Annotated in this window: 19 protein-coding genes; 18 read left to right on the top strand and 1 reads right to left on the bottom strand. The window is 44.3% G+C overall.

All coding sequences use genetic code 11. The features are described 5' to 3' along the window. Positions 1–23 precede the first annotated feature (23 nt). Positions 24–1,727, bottom strand: coding sequence for an Rqc2 family fibronectin-binding protein (locus tag AM506_RS00700; RefSeq protein WP_060669826.1), 1,704 nt, complete (start codon positions 1,725–1,727; stop codon positions 24–26). Between the two features lie 200 nt (positions 1,728–1,927). On the opposite strand from AM506_RS00700, the gene AM506_RS00695 reads away from it, so the two are divergent. From AM506_RS00695 to AM506_RS00610, 18 genes are all read left to right on the top strand, one after another. Next, positions 1,928–4,609, top strand: a complete 2,682-nt coding sequence (locus AM506_RS00695) for a cation-translocating P-type ATPase (protein WP_060669824.1) — start codon at positions 1,928–1,930, stop codon at positions 4,607–4,609. Positions 4,610–4,779: 170 nt separating this feature from the next. Further along, complete coding sequence (locus AM506_RS00690; RefSeq protein ID WP_060670665.1) at positions 4,780–5,655, top strand: YicC/YloC family endoribonuclease; 876 nt, start codon at positions 4,780–4,782, stop codon at positions 5,653–5,655. Between the two features lie 56 nt (positions 5,656–5,711). Next, positions 5,712–5,984, top strand: a complete 273-nt coding sequence (gene remA, locus AM506_RS00685; protein WP_034755776.1) for an extracellular matrix/biofilm regulator RemA — start codon at positions 5,712–5,714, stop codon at positions 5,982–5,984. Next, a complete protein-coding gene (gene gmk / locus AM506_RS00680) occupies positions 5,985–6,599 on the top strand; it encodes a guanylate kinase (protein ID WP_034755774.1) in 615 nt (204 codons plus the stop codon). After that, the gene (gene rpoZ, locus AM506_RS00675) at positions 6,600–6,821 is read left to right on the top strand and encodes a DNA-directed RNA polymerase subunit omega (RefSeq protein WP_034755771.1); all 222 of its coding nucleotides are present in this window, start codon (positions 6,600–6,602) and stop codon (positions 6,819–6,821) included. It abuts the gene before it with no gap. Between the two features lie 134 nt (positions 6,822–6,955). Continuing rightward, the gene (gene coaBC / locus AM506_RS00670; RefSeq protein ID WP_060669822.1) at positions 6,956–8,185 is read left to right on the top strand and encodes a bifunctional phosphopantothenoylcysteine decarboxylase/phosphopantothenate--cysteine ligase CoaBC; all 1,230 of its coding nucleotides are present in this window, start codon (positions 6,956–6,958) and stop codon (positions 8,183–8,185) included. Continuing rightward, entirely contained in the window at positions 8,172–10,595 is a 2,424-nt protein-coding gene (gene priA / locus AM506_RS00665; RefSeq protein WP_060669820.1) for a primosomal protein N', read from the top strand. Before coaBC ends, priA begins: the two co-directional genes overlap by 14 nt. Positions 10,596–10,626: 31 nt before the next feature. Then, a complete protein-coding gene (gene def / locus AM506_RS00660) occupies positions 10,627–11,109 on the top strand; it encodes a peptide deformylase (RefSeq protein WP_060669818.1) in 483 nt (160 codons plus the stop codon). Further along, positions 11,109–12,059 carry a methionyl-tRNA formyltransferase gene (fmt, locus tag AM506_RS00655; RefSeq protein WP_060669816.1) on the top strand — a complete coding sequence of 317 codons (951 nt, stop codon included), beginning with the start codon at positions 11,109–11,111 and terminating at the stop codon, positions 12,057–12,059. The genes def and fmt overlap by 1 nt, the downstream gene beginning before the upstream one ends. Next, on the top strand, positions 12,052–13,389 hold the full coding sequence (gene rsmB / locus AM506_RS00650) for a 16S rRNA (cytosine(967)-C(5))-methyltransferase RsmB (protein ID WP_060669814.1): 1,338 nt from the start codon (positions 12,052–12,054) through the stop codon (positions 13,387–13,389). The genes fmt and rsmB overlap by 8 nt, the downstream gene beginning before the upstream one ends. 134 nt (positions 13,390–13,523) lie before the next feature. After that, the gene (locus tag AM506_RS00645; RefSeq protein WP_060669812.1) at positions 13,524–14,273 is read left to right on the top strand and encodes a Stp1/IreP family PP2C-type Ser/Thr phosphatase; all 750 of its coding nucleotides are present in this window, start codon (positions 13,524–13,526) and stop codon (positions 14,271–14,273) included. 4 nt (positions 14,274–14,277) lie between these two features. Beyond that, on the top strand, positions 14,278–16,284 hold the full coding sequence (pknB, locus tag AM506_RS00640; RefSeq protein ID WP_060669810.1) for a Stk1 family PASTA domain-containing Ser/Thr kinase: 2,007 nt from the start codon (positions 14,278–14,280) through the stop codon (positions 16,282–16,284). A 153-nt stretch (positions 16,285–16,437) separates the two neighbouring features. Further along, positions 16,438–17,319 carry a ribosome small subunit-dependent GTPase A gene (gene rsgA / locus AM506_RS00635; protein WP_060669808.1) on the top strand — a complete coding sequence of 294 codons (882 nt, stop codon included), beginning with the start codon at positions 16,438–16,440 and terminating at the stop codon, positions 17,317–17,319. 2 nt (positions 17,320–17,321) lie between these two features. Next, positions 17,322–17,972 (top strand): ribulose-phosphate 3-epimerase, encoded by a 651-nt coding sequence (gene rpe / locus AM506_RS00630; protein ID WP_060669806.1) that lies wholly within the window; start codon positions 17,322–17,324, stop codon positions 17,970–17,972. Between the two features lie 57 nt (positions 17,973–18,029). After that, entirely contained in the window at positions 18,030–18,677 is a 648-nt protein-coding gene (locus tag AM506_RS00625; protein ID WP_060669804.1) for a thiamine diphosphokinase, read from the top strand. A 113-nt stretch (positions 18,678–18,790) separates the two neighbouring features. Next, complete coding sequence (spoVM, locus tag AM506_RS00620) at positions 18,791–18,871, top strand: stage V sporulation protein SpoVM (protein ID WP_032088878.1); 81 nt, start codon at positions 18,791–18,793, stop codon at positions 18,869–18,871. A 639-nt stretch (positions 18,872–19,510) separates the two neighbouring features. After that, positions 19,511–19,699, top strand: a complete 189-nt coding sequence (gene rpmB, locus AM506_RS00615) for a 50S ribosomal protein L28 (RefSeq protein WP_034755741.1) — start codon at positions 19,511–19,513, stop codon at positions 19,697–19,699. Positions 19,700–19,925: 226 nt separating this feature from the next. After that, positions 19,926–20,288, top strand: a complete 363-nt coding sequence (locus AM506_RS00610; protein WP_034755738.1) for an Asp23/Gls24 family envelope stress response protein — start codon at positions 19,926–19,928, stop codon at positions 20,286–20,288. Positions 20,289–20,299 lie beyond the last annotated feature (11 nt).

Raw genomic sequence — 20,299 nt, 5'->3', positions numbered from 1 at the left:
ATGAAAGTGCATCTTGACCTATATCAATCTTTTAACGAACGGACCAAATCCAGATCCGGTGTCACGTAAACGGTTTGCTGTCCTTCATAAATGACAAATCCGGGTTTGGCACCTTTAGGTTTCTTAACCTGTTTGACTTCGGTGAAATCAACGGGCACCGAGCTTGATTCACGGGCCTTACTGAAGTAGGCGGCTATATTGGCAGCTTCCTTGATCGTCTCATCGGAAGGATTATGACTCTTGATGACAACGTGAGAACCGGGAATATCCTTCGTATGAAGCCAGATCTCGTCTCTTCCTGCGACACGGTTGGTCAAGTAGTCGTTTTGTTTATTGTTTTTACCGACCAGGATTTGTGTCCCGTCAGTTGATGTGTAGTGTTCAAGTATGGGCTTCGTATTGGCCTTTTTCTTTTTTGTCTGCTTCCGGACCCTAAGGTAACCTTCTTCTTCAAGTTCCTCCCTGATTTCCTCCACATCTTTCGTCGAAGCAGATTCTAATTGCTGCAGCAATTGTTCGAGATACACAATCTCTTCCTGAGCTTTTTCTATTTGTTCATGGACGATCTTGATTGCATTCTTCGCTTTTTGATAACGTGAAAAATAATTCTGAGCGTTATCGGAAGGCGACTTTTGAGGGTTTAATGGGATTGTTATACTTTCCCCGTTTTCGTCATAATAATTGACTACGCTGACTTCCGTCATGCCCCGCTCTACGGCATATAGATTCGAAGTAAGGAGTTCACCGAGCAGTTGATAGCGGTCAGCCTGTTGTGCATCCTCAAGCGTCTGTTCAAGTTTTGTGATTTTGTTGACATTTTTATCCCTTTCATTTCGAATGAAACGCTCCAGGTCATTTCCTTGTTGCTTGACGCGATCACGTGCCGCCTTCTGGTAAAAGAACCGGTCAAGCAGTTCACTTAAGGAAGGGAATGTTTGTTTTTCACCCTGAAGATGCTTAAGGTCCATCAAGTAGAACGTTTCCTTCCCTGCTGTGATCAGGGTCGGCGTTATGTCATAGTTTTTTGCATGAGCAATCAAAGATACGAATGACTCTGCAATGGCTTCCCCGCTGCCGATCCCGGCACGGTGTACGACTTCCTTCGCGTAAAGCGGTGAGATACCGGCGAATGATTGGACGATCTGTTTATCAAGCTTACCTGAATTGAAATCAAGGGCACGTAAAACATCTACAGTACCTGCTTCAAGTGGATCTGTTTTATCCTGTTGAGGAGGCAGCACGTAGGCATGGCCAGGTAATACTGTACGATGCGTATTCATGCTTGGTGAAATATGCTTTATGCTGTCAAGGATCATATTTCGTTCTTTATCGATCAGAATGATATTGCTGTGCCGGCCCATTATTTCTATGATCAGTTGTTTATACGAAATATCCCCGATTTCGTTTCTGCCTTTCACTTCGAATACAATCATCCGATCCAGTTCGATCTGTTTGATCCCTTCGATGATCGACCCTTCAAGATGTTTTCGCAGCAACATACAAAACATCGGGGGAACCGATGGATTGTCATAATTCTCAGCGGTTAATTGAACACGTGAGTAACTTGGGTGAGCGGACAAGAGCACTTTATGGTTCTTTCCATTTGCCCGGATGACCATGATGATTTCATTTTTATAAGGTTGATGTATTTTGTTAATGCGTCCGTGTAATAGGTTTTCATTCAATTCTTTCGTCATGTTTCTAGTGAATAATCCATCAAATGACATATATAACATCCTCTGCTTCATGCGATTTCAGTATAGTTTGATTCTATCCGACTATGCGTATCAAATGTAACCGATTTTATCCCCCTGAAAGGGAAAATGCAAAACATACTTAAATCATATCATTTTTTAGGACGAGTCTGAATAAGAATGCTATGAGAAGGACAACTTTTCGTATCGTAGGAGGAGAGTGACATGGTTGCATGAAATTTCATGAGATGAGACAAGAGGACATAGAGCAGTCATTAAATACCAATTATCAAGAAGGGCTTTCAACAGAAGAGGTAGCAATCAGACGGAAACAATTTGGGTACAATCAATTAGAAGAAGCTGAGAAGCAGTCAGCTTTATTATTGTTTTTTAGTCAGTTCAAGGACTTTATGGTTCTCGTGTTATTGGCAGCCACGCTCATTTCAGGTTTACTTGGTGAATACATCGATGCCATCGCCATTATTGCCATTGTGTTCATTAACGGCTTTTTAGGTTTTTTCCAGGAGCGGAAAGCGGAGAGGTCGCTTCAGGCTTTAAAGGAGCTTTCTGCACCCCAGGTTTCGGTTTTAAGGGACGGCAAGTGGGTGAAGATCGTTTCCAAGGATGTCATCATTGGAGATGTCATCCGGTTTGCAAGCGGGGACCGGATCGGAGCGGACGTACGGCTCATTGAAGCGAATAATCTTGAAATAGAGGAATCCGCCCTGACCGGGGAGTCTTTACCCGTCACTAAATCCACAAACCCTGTAAATGGAGAAAATATGAGTCTCGGAGACTTGGAAAACATGGCATTCATGGGGACGATGGTCACGAGGGGAAATGGAATTGGTGTTGTGACATCGATTGGTATGAAAACGGCAATGGGGCAAATTGCCGATATGATCCAAAACGCAGAAACCATAACGACCCCTCTTCAAAGAAGACTGGAAGAGTTAGGGAAGATCCTCATTACGGTTGCTCTTGTGCTGACGGGATTGGTGGTAGGAATCGGCGTGATCCAGGGCCATGATATGTATACTATGTTCTTAGCCGGGGTTTCACTGGCCGTAGCAGCCATACCTGAAGGGTTACCTGCCATTGTAACGGTTGCCCTTTCCCTTGGTGTTCAAAGGATGATCAAGAAGAAAGCCATCGTCCGAAAGCTGCCCGCTGTGGAAACATTGGGCTGTGCATCAGTGATTTGTTCTGATAAAACCGGAACCTTGACCCAGAACAAGATGACGGTCACACATCTGTGGAGTGGTGGAAGGACGTGGACCGTCACTGGCACCGGCTATGAACCGGATGGACAATTTTATACCGGGGAAAAAAGGGTGACGCCTCACAGTGAGAATGCTCTGCAGCAACTGTTGACTTTCGGGATGCTCTGCAATCATGCAGAACTTGTAACCCGTGAAAAAACTTTTATCGTCGATGGAGATCCCACTGAAGGGGCTCTTCTTGTAGCAGGTTTAAAGGCCGGGCTTTCCAGGGAATCATTGCAGAAGAAATTCACGATTGTCAAAGAGTTTCCTTTTGATTCCACAAGGAAGATGATGAGTATCATCGTGGTCGACCAGAATGGGAAGCACTTTTCCGTGACGAAAGGTGCTCCTGACGTATTGGTCGGGAAAAGCGAATCGATACTGTGGGAGGGAAGACTTCAACCAAAATCACATGAAATCACCGAAAAAGTAGAAGGTGCCATCAGTGAGATGTCATCAAACGCTTTACGAAACATTGCGATTGCGTATAAACCGATCAAGGATCGGGCTGTCGAAACGCTGGTGGAACAAGACGTGGAAGAAGGGGTGACCTTCATCGGTTTACAAGGGATGATCGATCCCCCGAGACCCGAGGTTAAGCAGGCCGTGAAAGAGTGTCGTGCGGCGGGGATCAAGACGGTCATGATCACCGGGGACCATGTTCTGACGGCGAAAGCCATTGCCAAGCAGCTGGGCATCTTGAAAAATAAGGACCGCGTCATCGAAGGAAAAGAATTAAACCTGATGGAAGTGCATGAACTGGAAGAAATAGTGGATGAAGTATCGGTGTTTGCACGGGTTTCACCCGAGCATAAGCTGAAAATCGTCAAAGCCCTGCAAAACAGGGGACATGTCGTGGCGATGACAGGGGATGGGGTCAACGATGCCCCTGCCATAAAATCCTCGGATATTGGAGTCGCCATGGGCATTACTGGCACTGACGTATCCAAGGAATCTTCCTCGTTAGTCCTGTTGGATGATAACTTCGCTACAATTAAGTCAGCCATTCAGGAAGGGAGGAACATCTATGAAAATATCCGCAAGTTCATTCGATATCTGTTAGCTTCGAACGTCGGTGAAATTCTCGTCATGTTATTTGCCATGATTCTTGCCCTACCGCTTCCATTGGTACCGATTCAGATCCTATGGGTGAACCTGGTGACTGATGGTCTCCCTGCCATGGCACTTGGTCTTGATAAGCCGGAAGATGATGTCATGAGAAGGAAACCGAGACATCCAAAGGAAGGTGTATTTGCAAGGGGGCTCGGGTGGAAAGTCGTCTCCAGGGGATTCTTGATCGGCGGGGCGACGCTCCTTGCGTTCATGCTGTCGTATAAGACTCATCCGGATCACCTTGCGTATGCCCAAACCGTCGCCTTCGCTACTCTGGTCATGGCTCAGCTGATCCATGTGTTCGACTGCCGAAGTGAAGTATCGGTGTTTTCAAGGAATCCGTTCGGGAACATGTATCTCGTTTTTGCCGTATTATCTTCACTCATATTGATGCTCCTGGTCATCTATGTCCCTTCCCTGCAACCGATCTTCCATACAGTACCGATCGTATTTAAGGATTGGCTCTTGATCATTGGTTTAAGCTCCGTTCCAACCTTTTTACTGGCAGGGTCATTTTTTGCAAGAAAAAAACAGTGAAATGTGGTATAATCCAAAAGGTAATAGAGAAAATCCTCTATTACCTTTTTTATATAAAAGGATATGTTGTTCATAAGTGAATGCTTCCCTTCACAATATATCAGCACGAGATGAAAGTGAAATCGGTTCTCTTACATACGAATACCGTCAAAGGATTGGATGTGATCGTAATGGTTGTCAGTATGACAGGCTTTGGAAGAAGCAAATCAGACTCTGAACAACATACTGTAACGGTTGAAATGAAATCCGTGAATCACAGATTCAGTGAATGTTACATAAGAATGCCGCGACAATTAATGAAGCTAGAGGATAAAATCAAGAAACAGGTATCCCAAATTGTTAAAAGAGGGAAAGTTGATATTTTCATTACCATCACAGGGGACGGCCTTGTGCATAAAAATCTTCATATTGACTGGAAGCTCATTCAAGATTATTATCAGTTAGTAAATAAAGTGAAAGAAACCTTTTCTTTGAAAGATGAAGTGCAATTATCCCATCTCTTGAACAGAGAAGAATTCATCATGATTGAAGAAATGGAAGAAGAAAATGAAGAGCTTGAGAATCTGATATTAAAAGCTGTGGATGAAGCAGCGCTGGACCTAAGAAAGATGCGGGAGAAAGAAGGGGAACTTCTCAAGAAAGATTTTCTCATTCATCTTAATCAGTTTGAAAAGAATATCATTGAACTGTCCAGTCATTCTCCGGAAGTGGTCAATCAATATAGAGAACGATTAAGAAAAAGGATTGCCGAATACAACGAAACATCTTTCGATGAAAGCCGTTTGCTTACGGAAGTGGCCATCTTTGCCGATAAGTCTGACATAACGGAAGAATTGACAAGACTTAAAAGTCATATTCAGTACTTTCACTCCACATTAATCGATTGTGGTCCTGTAGGCAGGAAACTGGATTTCATGATCCAGGAAATGAACAGGGAAGTGAATACGATTGGTTCGAAAGCAAATGATTCCCTCATAGCAACCATTGTTGTGGAACTGAAATCAACACTTGAGAAGCTGAGGGAACAAGTGCAAAATGTAGAATAAGAAGTTTAGTTTCCTATTATTCAGGCGAAACTAAACTATTGATTAGGAGGAGCGTTATGTCGATCAAGCTCATCAATATAGGATTTGGAAATATCGTTTCAGCCAACCGGATCATTTCAATCGTAAGTCCGGAATCAGCCCCGATCAAACGCTTGATACAAGATGCAAGAGACAGGGGAACACTCGTTGATGCTACATACGGAAGAAGAACAAGAGCGGTCATCATTACGGATAGCGATCACGTTATTCTTTCAGCTGTTCAACCCGAAACCGTTGCTCATCGTTTGACAGATAAAGAGGATTTAGTAGAAGAAGGGCAGGGTAAATAAATGAAAGAAAAAGGATTGCTGATCGTTCTTTCCGGACCATCAGGTGTAGGGAAAGGAACAGTTCGTAAAGCGATTTTTTCCCAGGAAGATACAAGATTTGAATATTCCATCTCCATGACTACACGGAAACCCCGTGAAGGAGAAGTGGATGGTGTAGACTATTTCTTTAAATCAAGAGAGGATTTCGAAGTGTTGATCGAACAGGGGAAACTGTTGGAGTATGCAGAGTTTGTAGGTAACTATTATGGAACCCCAGTAGATTATGTCAGGGAAACCCTGGATGCAGGAAGAGATGTCTTTCTTGAAATCGAAGTACAAGGTGCACAACAGGTCAGAGATAAATTTCCCGAAGGTTTATTTATTTTTCTGGCACCCCCCAGTCTTTCTGAACTTCAGAACCGCCTCGTTACAAGAGGCACTGAGACAGACGATTTGATCAGGGGCAGAATGAATACCGCGAGAAAAGAAATCGAAATGATGAATTTATACGATTATATTGTTGAAAATGATCAGATTGAACATGCGGTAGATAAGATTAAATCCATCGTTCAGGCAGAACATTGCAAACGGGAACGAGTGCAACAACGATACTTAAATATGCTGGAGGCTGAATAAATGTTAAACCCATCCATTGATTCATTAATGAAGAAGATTGATTCTAAATATTCGTTAGTCAGTATCGCGGCTAAGCGCGCAAGAAACCTGCAAGACACGGGGGATTACCGTCTGAACCGATATGATTCTCATAAATTCGTAGGTAAGGCCCTTGAAGAAATTCATGCCGGTCAATTATCTATGAAAGAAAGAGATGCCAAAGCAGTTTATTCTGATGAATAAACTGATGGATCTTATTGAATAACTCCAGGGGTTGACTCGGAAGATTTCATCATCTTTCGGGACAACCCTATTTTCTTTTTCTATCAATATCCTTCATAATATAAGAAGGATAAAGAGTAATGGGGGAAAGTAGAATGATGCAGGGGAAAAGAATACTATTATGTGTATCTGGTGGAATAGCTGTATATAAAGCGGCAGCCTTGACAAGCAAATTGGTTCAAGGCGGTGCTGAAGTGAAGGTGATCATGACGGAGTCGGCAATGAAATTTGTGGCTCCGCTTACGTTTCAGGCATTATCCCGTCAAGATGTGTATTGGGACACCTTTGATGAAAAAGATTCATCAAAAATTGCTCATATCGACTTGGCGGATTGGGCTGACCTCGTACTGGTCGCACCTGCAACGGCAAACATGATCGGGAAGCTTGCAAACGGGATTGCAGATGACATGATTTCAACGACGATTCTTGCAACGACGGCACAAGTATGGATCGCCCCGGCCATGAATGTACATATGTATGATCATCCAGCGGTAAAACGCAATATCGAAACCCTCTTTGGGTTTGGTTATCAATTTGTCGAACCAAGCGAAGGGTATTTAGCTTGTGGGTATATCGGTAAAGGAAGATTGGAAGAACCAGAGAAAGTAGTGGAGCTTGTGGATCGTTTTTTCCGGGAGCGTGACAGTGAAAGGAATCTGCTTGAAGGGAAAAAAGTAGTGATCACAGCTGGTCCGACGAGGGAGATGGTGGACCCTGTGCGTTTCTTCTCCAATCGTTCAACCGGGAAGATGGGGTATGCCCTTGCGGAAGCGGCCGTTTCCCTTGGAGCGGAAGTAGTATTGATCTCCGGACCTTCCGGATTACCGACTCCAGCGGGTGTTGAATTTGTCTCCGTGACGACTGCTGAAGAAATGTATCATAGGGTGCATGAAGTATTTCCATCTGCAGATATCGTCGTTAAGAGTGCGGCCGTTGCCGATTACCGCCCTAAAGAAATATTTGAAGATAAGTTAAAGAAAAAAGATGGAAATCTAGTAATTGAACTTGAGCGTACAAAGGATATATTAATGAGCATTGGTGAAAGGAAGACACACCAATACCTCATCGGATTTGCTGCCGAGACGACGAACGTCGAAGAGTACGCTAAAGCGAAGCTTGTAAAAAAGCGGGCAGATATGATCGTCGCAAATAATGTGAAAGAAACGGGATCCGGGTTTGGGACAGATACAAACAAAGTATCGATTGTCACGAGTGGAGGAGACACTCGCGAGCTGCCTTTATTATCAAAGGTAGAAGTAGCCAAAGAAATCTATAAAGAAGCCATCCGGCACATGAAGAAGGGTTCATCACATGAACGTAGCTAGCGTCATTGTCGACGTTCCTGCCATGCAGACAGATCGAACGTATGATTACAGTATCCCGGATGAATGGAAGGGCAGCATCGTTCCCGGTATGCGGGTCGTGGTGCCTTTTGGTCCGAGGAAAATCCAAGGCTTTGTCATTGAATTAAAGGAAAAAGGGGAAGTCTCGAAACTTAAATCGATTGTCGAGCCCATGGATCTCGTTCCTGTCCTGAACAAAGAATTACTCGCACTGGGCAACTGGTTGACTGAGAAAACCCTCTGCTTTAAAATCTCAGCCTTCCAAGCGATGCTTCCCGCAGCCATGAAAGCGAAGTATGAAAAATTCTTACGACTTGAAGAAGACAGGAATCCGGGTGAACTTCATCTCTCCCTCCAGCGTTTTTTTCAGAACGGAAGAGAAGTCTCCTGGAAAGCAATCGAAGAAAGCGGAATGCTCCCTCTCGTACATAAAGAGGTAAAGAAAGGCTCTGTTGAAGTCATTTACAGGGTGAAAGCCAAAGGAAATAAGAAAACCGTACGAAAGCTTTATCTGAACATACCAGTCGATCAAGTGGATGAAGTGAAAGATGGTTTGCCGCCCCAGGCCAGTAAGCAAAAACAAATCATCGAATATATGATGGATGCTGCTCCTGGTGGTGATGGGATACTCGCATCCACCTTGACGGAAGTGATGGCCACGACTTCAAGTACCGTTAAGTCACTGGTCCAAAAAGGGATCCTTGTTGAGAAAAACGTGGAAATGTACCGCGATCCTTTTGAAAATAGGACATTTGAGAAAACATTCCCCCTTTCATTGACTTCCCAGCAGGATCAGGCGATTGGTCCCATTTTGAGCACCATTGATCAAGAGAAGCATCACACATTCCTTCTTTACGGTGTAACGGGCAGCGGGAAAACAGAGATTTATCTACAGTCCATCCAACGGGTACTCGAAGAGGGGAAAGAGGCGATTGTGCTTGTTCCGGAGATTTCCCTTACCCCTCAGATGGTACATCGCTTTAAGGGAAGGTTTGGTGACGATGTCGCCGTCCTTCACAGCGGATTATCAGTCGGGGAAAAATATGATGAATGGAGAAAGATCCAACGCAAGGAAGTGAAAGTGGTGGTCGGAGCCCGATCTGCCGTTTTTGCCCCTTTTGAAAATATCGGGATCATCATTATCGATGAAGAGCATGAAACCAGTTACAAGCAAGAGGAAAATCCTCGTTACCACGCACGGGACGTTGCGATCTATCGAGGGGAATTCCATCAATGCCCGGTGATCTTAGGCAGTGCGACCCCTTCCCTTGAATCCTTCGCCCGGGCTTCAAAAGGTGTTTACGGACTATTGACGCTTGATAAGCGGATGAATGACGGTCCGCTTCCATCCGTCGATATCGTGGATATGAGAGAGGAACTCAGGAAGGGAAACCGGTCCATGTTTTCAACGAACCTGTTCGAAAAGCTTCAAGACAGGCTTGAAAAGGGAGAGCAAACTGTCCTTTTTCTTAATCGCAGGGGCCACTCATCCTTCATTATGTGCAGAGATTGCGGCTTTGTCCTGCAATGTCCCAATTGTGACATCTCCTTGACCTATCATAGATTTTCTAACGGGATGAAATGCCATTATTGCGGTTATGAAGAAGGAGTTCCTTCCACTTGTCCTGAATGCACGAGTGAGCATATCCGGTATTTTGGAACCGGTACACAGAAAGTCGAGGAGGAATTGACGAAGCTCCTCCCGGATGCAAGGATCATTCGTATGGATGTCGATACCACATCCCGGAAAGGCTCACATGAAAAACTGTTAACGGCTTTCGGGGAAGGCAGGGCAGATATCCTCCTTGGTACGCAAATGATCGCAAAGGGTCTGGACTTTCCGAATATCACCCTGGTCGGCGTCCTCAGCGCCGATACGATGCTCCATCTGCCGGATTTCAGGGCAGCAGAGAAGACGTTCCAATTATTGACTCAAGTAAGTGGAAGGGCTGGCAGGCACACACTGCCCGGGGAAGTAGTCATACAAACGTACACACCGGAGCACTATTCGATCGAATTAGCATCCAATCATGATTATAATCGGTTCTACCAGCAGGAAATGATGATGAGGAAAATGGGTTCCTATCCACCTTTTTACTACATCACACTGATCACATTAAGTCATGAAGATCTAATGAAGGTTGTTGATATTTCAGAGAAAATGACGGCTTTCGTCCGTTCAAAGCTATCCGATACCACAATCATCCTTGGGCCGGTTGCATCGCCCATTCCCAGGATCAAGAATAGATATCGCTATCAATGTTTGATAAAATACAAGCGTGAACCAAATCTTGGCAGCACGTTAAAAACAGTACTGGATCAATTTCAGCAGCAATATGCATCACAAGGGTTAACCATCTCCATTGATGTGAACCCTTATATGATGATGTAACACTATTCATATAGAAAAATGGAGGACAGTTATGGCAATACTTCCAATCGTCATGCATCCGGATGCCATTCTCGAAAAAGAATGCGAGAAGGTAACGGATTTTGATAAAAAGTTAAAGAAATTACTCGCAAATATGTATGATACCATGATCGAAGCGGACGGAGTCGGGCTTGCAGCCCCTCAAGTCGGCATCGACCTTCAGGTAGCGATCGTCGACATCGGCGATGACTCAGGAACGATCGAACTGATCAACCCGGAAATCATCGAGTCAGAAGGGTCTCAAACAGACCTGGAAGGATGCCTGAGCTTCCCGGGTCTATACGGGGAAGTGACACGTCCATATTCGATCAGGGTCCGTACACAAGACCGTAAAGGAAGAATGGTTGAATTTCAAGCCCAGGATTTTCTGGCCAGGGCCATCCAGCATGAAATCGATCACCTGCACGGCATTTTATTTACAACAAAAGTGGAAAAATATATCACAGAAGAAGAATTAGAAGGGTATGAAGCTTAATGACGAAAGTGATTTTCATGGGAACACCTGATTTCTCGGTTCCTGTTCTCGAATCTCTGATAGATGAAAAATATGATGTGATCGCGGTGGTGACACAACCGGACCGCCCTGTCGGAAGAAAAAGGATCCTCACGCCACCACCTGTCAAAGTGGCCGCTGAAAAGCACGGCATCCCGGTCTACCAGCCGGAAAAGATAAAGAATGAAGAAGAATTAAACCCAGTGCTTGAGTTAAAACCGGATCTTATCGTGACGGCCGCTTTCGGACAGATTCTCCCGAACGCTTTGCTTGAGGCACCTAAATACGGATGCATCAATGTTCATGCTTCCCTGCTTCCGGAACTTCGAGGGGGCGCTCCAATCCATTACTCCATTCTTCAGGGAAAAGAGAAAACGGGCATCACCATTATGTATATGGTGGAAAAGCTGGATGCGGGTGACATCATCAGCCAAGTGGAAGTGGAGATCGATGAGCGTGATCATGTGGGTACGCTTCACGACAAACTGAGCGCTGCCGGTGCCACATTACTGATCGACACCATCCCTCCATTACTTGCAGGGGAAATCTCCCCTGTTAAACAGGATGATTCAGAAGCGACCTTTGCACGCAATATCAAGCGTGAACAAGAGAAGATAGACTGGACGAAAGACGGGGAAGAAATCTACAACCATATCAGGGGACTGCATCCGTGGCCGGTTGCGTATACCACATTAGACGGCTCTGTCATGAAAGTATGGTGGGGAGAGAAAGTAAGCGTGCCCCCGTCATCACCCGGAAAAATCATTGGGATTGAAGAGGATGGTTTCGTTGTTGCGACCGGGAATTCAACGGGGATCAAAATCACCGATTTACAACCTTCCGGCAAGAAAAGGATGAGTGCAAAGGACTACCTTCGCGGAGCCGGCACACATTTAAAAGCAGGCATGATGTTAGGAGAAGAAAATGAGTAAACGAACTAAAACCGTACGGGAAGCAGCACTCGATGTCATCGAGGCAGTGGAAAAAAATCAATCATACAGCAATTTACTGCTTCATTCCGTGATTGAAAAAAATGAACTGCCGAGTAAGGATATCGGTTTATTGACGGAATTGACATATGGGACCATTCAACGAAAAATGACGCTGGATTTCTATCTGGCCCCTTTCATTAAAGGGAAGCTGGACGATTGGGTTCGTCAATTGTTACGATTATCCCTTTATCAGTTAGTCTACTTGGACCGGATACCGGATCGGGCCGTATTCTATGAAGCGGTAGAAATCGCCAAAAAAAGGGGACATAAAGGAATTTCAGGATTGGTCAATGGGGTATTGCGATCTGTACAGAGAAAAGGCCTGTCGTCTCTTGATTCCATCAAGGATCCGGTGGAAAGGGTCGCCATCGAAACGAGTCATCCATACTGGCTTGTAAAGAGATGGTCAGAACAATTTGGTTTAGAGAAGACGAAAGACATGTGCGAAACCAACTTGATGGCTCCAAATCAAACCGCCCGAGTGAATACAACCAGGATCAGCCGTGAAGAGCTTATGCAAATGTTAGGGGAAAGCGGAAATGAAGTGAAAGAAAGTCCGATCGTACCGGAAGCGGTCCAATCGCTACGGGGGAACCTTGCGAAAACAGATGCATATCAAAAGGGGTTATGTACGATACAGGATGAAAGCTCCATGCTTGTTTCTTATGCTTTAAAGCTGGAAAAAGGGATGAAAGTGCTGGATGCGTGTGCAGCACCTGGAGGGAAAACGACGCATATCGCCGAGAAACTCTCAGGGACCGGCGAAGTCCATGCATTGGATCTTCATAAGCATAAAGTCAAATTAATCGACGAAAATGCTGCCCGACTCGGTCTTTCCAACGTACACACCGAGGCCCTTGACAGCAGGAATGCAGGAGGGAAATTTGAAAAGGGAAGTTTCGATCGGATATTGGTCGATGCACCATGCTCGGGTTTAGGCGTACTCAGAAGAAAACCGGATATTAAATATGCGAAAAAAGAAAGTGATCTTTTATCCCTTCAAAAAATCCAGCTCGATATCCTCTCAGCCGTTGCACCATTGCTGAAAAAAGATGGATTATTGGTATATAGCACATGTACGGTGGATCGTAATGAAAACGAAGGAACCGTTTCGGCATTTCTGAGTGATCACCCTGAGTTTGAGTTTCATGCACTCGACAACCTTCCGGAAGCGGTGAGACCTTTCATTGACGGAAACCAAATGCAAATTTTCCCGCAGGATTTCGGAGGCGACGGCTTTTATATTTCGTGCTTTCTCAAAAAGGATTGAGTCGGGTATTCATCAAATGTTGAAAGTAAAGCAGGAAAATCCGCTGTAAAAGTCGTAAAAGTACAACAGACCTTTTAGTATGTGCAGAAGGAACTACTTGAAATAGGTGCAGAAGAAGAGAAGAGGTGACCTAAGTGAAGACGGTTTATTTTACGGACAAAGGGAAAGTGCGGCAGCTGAATGAAGATAGTGCCGGTGTATTCGTGAATCAGCATGGAGATCATTTAGCTGTTGTAGCAGATGGGATGGGCGGCCACAGAGCGGGGGACGTTGCCAGTGAGCTTACCATTTCCATCTTAAAGGACTTATGGGAGAAAACCGAGAAATTTCACACCGCTGATGAAGCAGAAAATTGGTTAAAATCAACTATTAACGAAGTAAACAAAGAAGTATATACTTATTCTCAATCCAATTCCGAATGCGAAGGGATGGGTACGACCCTCGTCGGAGCCATTTGTACTTCTTTGTTCGCAACGATTGTCAATATCGGTGACAGCAGAGGATATATCCTGAATGAAAACGGATTTCATCAACTGACCGAAGATCATACGCTTGTGAATGAATTGGTCAGGAGTGGTGAAATTTCAAAGGAAGATGCAGAGCATCATCCGAGAAAAAATGTAATCTTAAGAGCGATCGGTACGGAAGCTTCGATTACAATGGATATTAAAACGATCATGTTCGAAGAGGAAGATGTCATTCTTCTATGTTCTGATGGTCTTTCGAATAAAGTCTCTGAAAAAGAAATGAAAGAGGTATTGGCCCAGGACCACTCCCTGGAAGATAAAGGGGAGTCTCTCGTTCATTTAGCCAATGAATATGGCGGTGAAGATAATATAACCGTAGTAATTGTCGAGTTTGCCGCTGAAACGGAAAGCGGGTGATAACATGATGGAAGGTAAGCGCATCAGTGGGCGTTACAGAATTATTAAACTCATTGGCGGAGGGGGAATGGCAAACGTCTATTTAGCTCACGATGTGATTCTAGATCGTGAAGTGGCCATTAAGATGCTCAGGATCGACTTTGCCAATGAAGAGGAATTCATTAAGCGATTCCAACGGGAAGCCCAATCTGCTACTAGTCTTGCCCACCCTAATATTGTGAGCATTTATGATGTAGGGGAAGAGGATGACCTCTATTATATCGTCATGGAATATGTTCATGGCATGACGCTAAAGCAATACATACAGCAATACTCGCCTGTCAATGTCGACAAGGCGATCGATATCATGAAGCAACTGACAATCGCCATGTCTCATGCTCATCAGAATCATATCGTCCACCGGGACATCAAGCCTCATAATATCCTTCTTGATGAAGAAGGAAATGTGAAGATAACCGATTTCGGGATTGCAATGGCCCTTAGTGCCACGTCGATCACACAGACCAACTCGGTTCTCGGATCGGTACACTACCTTTCTCCTGAGCAGGCGAGAGGCGGGATGGCCACAAAGAAATCGGACATCTATTCCCTCGGGATCGTCATGTTCGAATTGTTGACGGGCAGATTACCTTTCTCCGGAGAGTCGGCTGTCTCGATTGCTTTAAAGCATTTACAGTCGGAAACACCTTCCTTAAAGAGGTGGAACCCGGACATTCCACAAAGTGTGGAAAATATCGTATTAAAGGCAACGGCGAAGGATCCTTTCAGACGCTACGAGAGCCTTGAAGAAATGGATGAAGACTTGTCAACAGCCCTTGATCCTGATCGCATGAATGAACCTAAATTCGCCGTTCCTCTGGATGATGAAGCGACAAAAGCAATTCCTGTCATCACGGATCAAAAGGCGTACTCGAATTTAGACGATACGATCGTCCATCACCAGACAGACGACGTGCAAACCAAGCCTTCCCCACCAGTGAAAGAGGGGAAGAAGGGTAAAAAAGGGAAAAAAAATAAAACAAATGCCCAAAAGGGAAAAAGTAAGAAGAAGTGGCCGATGGTGATCATTGGTTTATTCTTTTTATTGATTCTGTTGGGAATCGCTGCTGTCACGATGGTGCCAGGTTTACTGGGACCGAAAGAGATAGAAGTACCGAACGTGGCTGAAATGGATCAAACCGAAGCGATTTCGACGATCATATCGGCTGGGTTTGTGGTCGGTGAAACCAAGAAAGTATCCGATGAAGATATTCCTGAAGGATATGTGATCAAGACCAATCCGAAAGCAGGCCGAATGGCGGATGAAGGATCGGCTGTCGATATCTATGTCAGTACAGGTAAAGAAAAAGTGGAAGTCGGAGACTATGTCAACAAGGACTTTGAAGAAGTGTCTGCTGATTTGGAAGAAAAGGGATTCACGGTAGAGAAAGAAGAAGAGTTTAATGAGGACGAGGCACAGGGAACGATCACGGATCAGGATCCATCTCCAGGGGAAGAAGTCGTGGCTGAGGAGACGACGATAACTTTTACGGTCAGTAAGGGCCGAGAATCCTTTGATTTGGACAGCTTGGTAGGGTTCGATCAAACTGCACTCGATAAATATGAAGCATCAAAAGGGATAAATATTATTGTGCAAAGTGAAGAATTCTCATCAGAAGTGGAAGATGGTAAGGTAATTTCCCATAAACCGGTAGGAAGTACTCCTATCACAAAAGGGGATACGGTTTATGTGATTATGTCTAAGGGCCCTGAACCGCCGAAGGAAGTACCGACCAAGGAGGTTACCGAAGACGTAACCATCCCTTATAAGGGACAAGGAGGAAAGCCTCAATCTGTGGAAATATTCATTGACGATAAGGACAGTGATCTTGACGACAGTGATCCTGACCAAGTTCAAGGCATTTATGAGGATACGACCATTACGATGACCTTCACTTTAGAAGAAGGAACCAAAGGGGAATATCTTATTTTAGTCGACGGTGAAGAGTATAAAAAAGGTACTGTCGAGTAACCTAAAGTAGAATAATATTCACGTGCCAAGGGGCTGTACCCGGGTTTTTAAAGAACCTACGGGACAGTCCTCTTATTTTCATTTATAATGGTAATGATACATAATGAAGATAATGAATTTATTTAGATAAACGTTTTGAATAGGAGGTTTCGAATGCCTGAAGGAAAAATCGTAAAAGCATTGAGTGGATTTTACTATGTGCTCTCAGAAGGCAGTGTGACGCAATGCAGGGGCAGGGGCAATTTCCGAAAAAATAAAATTACGCCCCTTGTTGGTGATTATGTCGAATTTCAAGCAGAGAACAAAACGGATGGGTACATTCTGAAGGTACTAGAGCGGAAGAATGAATTGGTACGCCCGCCCATCGCAAACGTCGATCAGGCGATTCTGGTCTTCTCAGCCAGTGAACCGGATTTCAGTCCAGCGCTTCTGGATCGTTTTCTTGTGTTGGTGGAGAGCAAGGAAATTGAACCGCTTATCTGCGTGACGAAGATGGACCTCCTTTCCCCGGACCAGGCAAACAAGATCGAACAATATGTGTCCGATTACCGCTCATTTGGGTATGAAGTGCTGATGACTTCTTCTAAAACCGAGCATGGGCTGGAGGAACTGACACCTTACTTAAAAGATAAAATTTCCGTTTTTGCCGGGCAGTCGGGAGTAGGGAAATCTTCCTTGCTAAATGCCCTGAATCCCGAACTGGAACTGAAGACGGCCATGATTTCTTCCCACTTGGGCCGGGGGAAACATACGACCCGCCATGTGGAACTCATCGATATAAAGGATGGGCTGGTCGCAGATACACCAGGATTCAGTTCATTGGAGTTTTCAGAGCTTGAGATAGAAGAACTGCCGCGATGTTTCCCGGAAATGGTCGAGGTAGCCGAAGAGTGTAAATTCAGGGGCTGTCTTCATATCAATGAACCGAAATGTGCCGTTAAATCCGCAGTTGAAGCGGGTAGGATCCCTGATTACCGCTACGACCACTATTTGACTTTCCATAAAGAAATAAAAGAAAGAAAGCCGAGGTACTAAATATGAAAATCGCACCATCCATTCTTTCTGCCAATTTTGCAGAGCTGGGCAATGAAATCAAAGATGTTGAAAAAGGGGGAGCGGACTATATCCATGTAGACGTCATGGATGGTCACTTCGTACCGAATATTACGCTCGGGCCAATGATCGTCCAAGCGATCCGTCCACTAACAACGCTGCCTTTGGACGTACATCTCATGATTGAAAATCCAAGTCAATACATCGAAGCTTTTGCTGACGCGGGAGCGGACTATATTACCGTACATGTAGAAGCGGATCCCCATTTGCATAGAACGATCCAAATGATCAAAAGCAAAGGAGTCAAAGCGGGTGTCGTCCTGAATCCCGGTACTCCTGCAGACTGGATCAGACCTGTTTTGCAGGATGTTGACATGGTCCTCTTGATGACTGTGAACCCGGGCTTCGGCGGGCAGTCATTCATCCCGTCAGTCGTACCGAAAATCAAGCAGATCCGTGAATGGGCAAATGAAGTCAATCCTTCACTCGAAATCGAAGTGGATGGCGGCATCAACCCTGAAACGGCTGCAGTATGTGCTGAAGCGGGTGCAGATGTATTTGTAGCTGGATCTGCCATCTATAATAAGAGTGACCGAGGGGCAGCAATTGAAGAATTGAAGAAATCTCTCGTATAAGAGACGAAGGCTGATCCTTAAGGGTCAGCCTATTTTTATAACATGGGAGTGGAATATATGGAAATCAACATCGTTGCCGGCGGACCGGATCGATACATACCGGAATTAAACAAATATTGCAGTGATGAAGTCAAATGGGTTGGCGTAGATCGCGGTGTTTATACATTATTGGAACAAAAGATCGAACCCTATATTGCATTTGGGGATTTTGATTCAGTGAACGCCGCAGAGTGGGAACTGATTCAGGAAAAAGTCCGGGAAGTCAATCGCTATCAGCCTGAAAAGGACGAGACGGACCTGGAGCTTGCCTTGAACTGGGCGATCGATCAAAATCCGGATAAAATTTCCATCTTCGGTGCCACCGGGGGACGGCTTGATCACTTCATGGGTAACCTGCAGTTATTAATGACTCCGAAACTTTTAGAAGCCGAAATAAAGGTGGAACTGATCGACGTTCAAAATCGATTATCCCTTGCTGAACCCGGGGAGCATAATGTTGAAAAAAGCCCTGAACTACAGTATATTTCCTTTGTTCCCGTCACCGAAAATGTCGAAGGGATCACCCTCACCGGCTTTAAATATCCATTAAAAAATCGGAATATTTCAAGAGGATCCACACTATGTATTAGTAATGAACTTATACAATCATCTGGTACTTTTTCCTTTTCAAATGGCATATTAATGGTGATAAGAAGCAGTGATTAAAGCTTCAAGTGACCAGGCAGAAAAGAAGACGTACTTAACTGAAACTGCTTGAATAAACTAAACTGTTGTCAAGCGAAACATTACGTTCTTTAGATTGTGGGGAGGGACTTTAAATGCGCTTTTATACAATTAAATTACCAAAATTCTTGGGTGGACTTGTGAGGGCGATGTTAGGAACGTTTAAAAAAGAATAAATGATTTGGTGGGGATGGCGTTGGTGCCATCTTCTTTTTTTTGCGGTTGATCTAGAGATGAAAAAGGGGCTATTGGCTTTTTTTGAGCCGGGCAAAAATAAGCGGAGATTTTCCGGTTACTTTCAGAATGAAACTTATTTTAGGGTTAATAAGGGGAGGTATTCCGCTTAGGTAAGAAAAATCACCCATATATTTGTTTTTTGAAGATAATAGGCGGAATTTTTCCTTCTATTTATGCAGTTTTAAACAGTAATTTCGAATTAAGCGGAATTTTCCCGTCTATTTATCAGCTCTGTGCTTAATGTGATCTTTCAACCGAGAAGTACACGTCCTTTTGAAGGGCGAGTCGCTTCGCTTTTCGGTGATGTCCAGCTCCGGCGGCTAGGCCCTCGAGGTCATAAATCAAGAACGCCAAAAAGGCAAAAAGCGCCTTTCCGGCGTTCTCGCCTTATGCTTGTCGGGCCTACCCCAGCCGCCTCCGCTTTTCTGGGTGTAAAGTATTTTTTCTTGAAAGGTTTTAATTGTAGTATTGCATTATAGAAAGTTGTGTGATAAATTATTAAAGTATCTTTATGATAATAAGCGAAATGTGAAACTGAAATTAACTTCAGCTTCTTGTTAGTGAGGAGGGAATATATTATGGCAAAACAATGCGTAGTAACAGGCCGTAAAGCCAGCTCAGGTAACGCTCGCTCTCACGCAATGAATGCGAACAAGCGTACTTGGGGTGCAAACCTGCAAAAAGTTCGAATTCTTGTGGACGGTAAGCCTAAGAAAGTATGGGTTTCTGCAAGAGCGTTGAAATCTGGTAAAGTAGAACGCGTATAATACTTAAAATGGGAAGGCGCCTAATGCAGGCGTCTTTTTTCATTAGCAACTATTACCATGGACAGATTCACTTACATAAGCCAATGATTAATCTTTGAATAATAAGGAAAAAATAGAGGGGAAACCCAACAAATGACGCTTGTGATAATAGTTTAGCTTTCAAAAACAGTATACTTATAGTAAAATGTTTTTAGCCAAGCATGTAATTAAAGGGGGAAAACATTCCATGTCCATCGAATTAAAAACGCAGTACGGACAAATTGATATTACGAATGATGTCATTGCAATGATTGCTGGAGGTGCAGCGGTGGATTGCTACGGAATTGTTGGAATGGCTTCAAAGAACCAAATTAAAGACGGTTTCACAGATATCTTACGTAAAGAAAACTTCACTCGCGGAGTGATTGTTCGTCAAGATGAAGAGGAAGTACATATTGATATGTATATTATTGTGAGTTATGGTACGAAAATTTCTGAGATTGCCCATAATGTACAATCCAAGGTTAAATATACTCTTGATAAGACCGTCGGCTTGGCGGTAGATTCAGTAAATATTTTTGTGCAGGGGGTTCGTGTGACGAACCCGTAGTGAGGAGGAAG

The sequence above is a fragment of the Rossellomorea vietnamensis genome, from assembly GCF_001305855.1.
Lineage (GTDB): Bacteria > Bacillota > Bacilli > Bacillales > Bacillaceae_B > Rossellomorea > Rossellomorea vietnamensis_A.
This window is presented reverse-complemented; position numbering and strand designations above follow the sequence as displayed.

Excerpts from the sequence above, each read along its gene's own strand:
- pknB (WP_060669810.1), top strand. The coding sequence starts at position 14,278 with ATGATGGAAGGTAAGCGCATCAGTGGGCGTTACAGAATTATTAAACTC.
- rpoZ (WP_034755771.1), top strand. The coding sequence starts at position 6,600 with ATGTTAAACCCATCCATTGATTCATTAATGAAGAAGATTGATTCTAAA.
- AM506_RS00695 (WP_060669824.1), top strand. The coding sequence starts at position 1,928 with ATGAAATTTCATGAGATGAGACAAGAGGACATAGAGCAGTCATTAAAT.
- coaBC (WP_060669822.1), top strand. The coding sequence starts at position 6,956 with ATGATGCAGGGGAAAAGAATACTATTATGTGTATCTGGTGGAATAGCT.
- gmk (WP_034755774.1), top strand. The coding sequence starts at position 5,985 with ATGAAAGAAAAAGGATTGCTGATCGTTCTTTCCGGACCATCAGGTGTA.
- remA (WP_034755776.1), top strand. The coding sequence starts at position 5,712 with ATGTCGATCAAGCTCATCAATATAGGATTTGGAAATATCGTTTCAGCC.
- rpe (WP_060669806.1), top strand. The coding sequence starts at position 17,322 with ATGAAAATCGCACCATCCATTCTTTCTGCCAATTTTGCAGAGCTGGGC.
- AM506_RS00625 (WP_060669804.1), top strand. The coding sequence starts at position 18,030 with ATGGAAATCAACATCGTTGCCGGCGGACCGGATCGATACATACCGGAA.
- rsgA (WP_060669808.1), top strand. The coding sequence starts at position 16,438 with ATGCCTGAAGGAAAAATCGTAAAAGCATTGAGTGGATTTTACTATGTG.
- fmt (WP_060669816.1), top strand. The coding sequence starts at position 11,109 with ATGACGAAAGTGATTTTCATGGGAACACCTGATTTCTCGGTTCCTGTT.
- rpmB (WP_034755741.1), top strand. The coding sequence starts at position 19,511 with ATGGCAAAACAATGCGTAGTAACAGGCCGTAAAGCCAGCTCAGGTAAC.
- AM506_RS00690 (WP_060670665.1), top strand. The coding sequence starts at position 4,780 with ATGGTTGTCAGTATGACAGGCTTTGGAAGAAGCAAATCAGACTCTGAA.
- AM506_RS00610 (WP_034755738.1), top strand. The coding sequence starts at position 19,926 with ATGTCCATCGAATTAAAAACGCAGTACGGACAAATTGATATTACGAAT.
- priA (WP_060669820.1), top strand. The coding sequence starts at position 8,172 with ATGAACGTAGCTAGCGTCATTGTCGACGTTCCTGCCATGCAGACAGAT.
- def (WP_060669818.1), top strand. The coding sequence starts at position 10,627 with ATGGCAATACTTCCAATCGTCATGCATCCGGATGCCATTCTCGAAAAA.
- AM506_RS00700 (WP_060669826.1), bottom strand. The coding sequence starts at position 1,727 with ATGTCATTTGATGGATTATTCACTAGAAACATGACGAAAGAATTGAAT.
- rsmB (WP_060669814.1), top strand. The coding sequence starts at position 12,052 with ATGAGTAAACGAACTAAAACCGTACGGGAAGCAGCACTCGATGTCATC.
- spoVM (WP_032088878.1), top strand. The coding sequence starts at position 18,791 with ATGCGCTTTTATACAATTAAATTACCAAAATTCTTGGGTGGACTTGTG.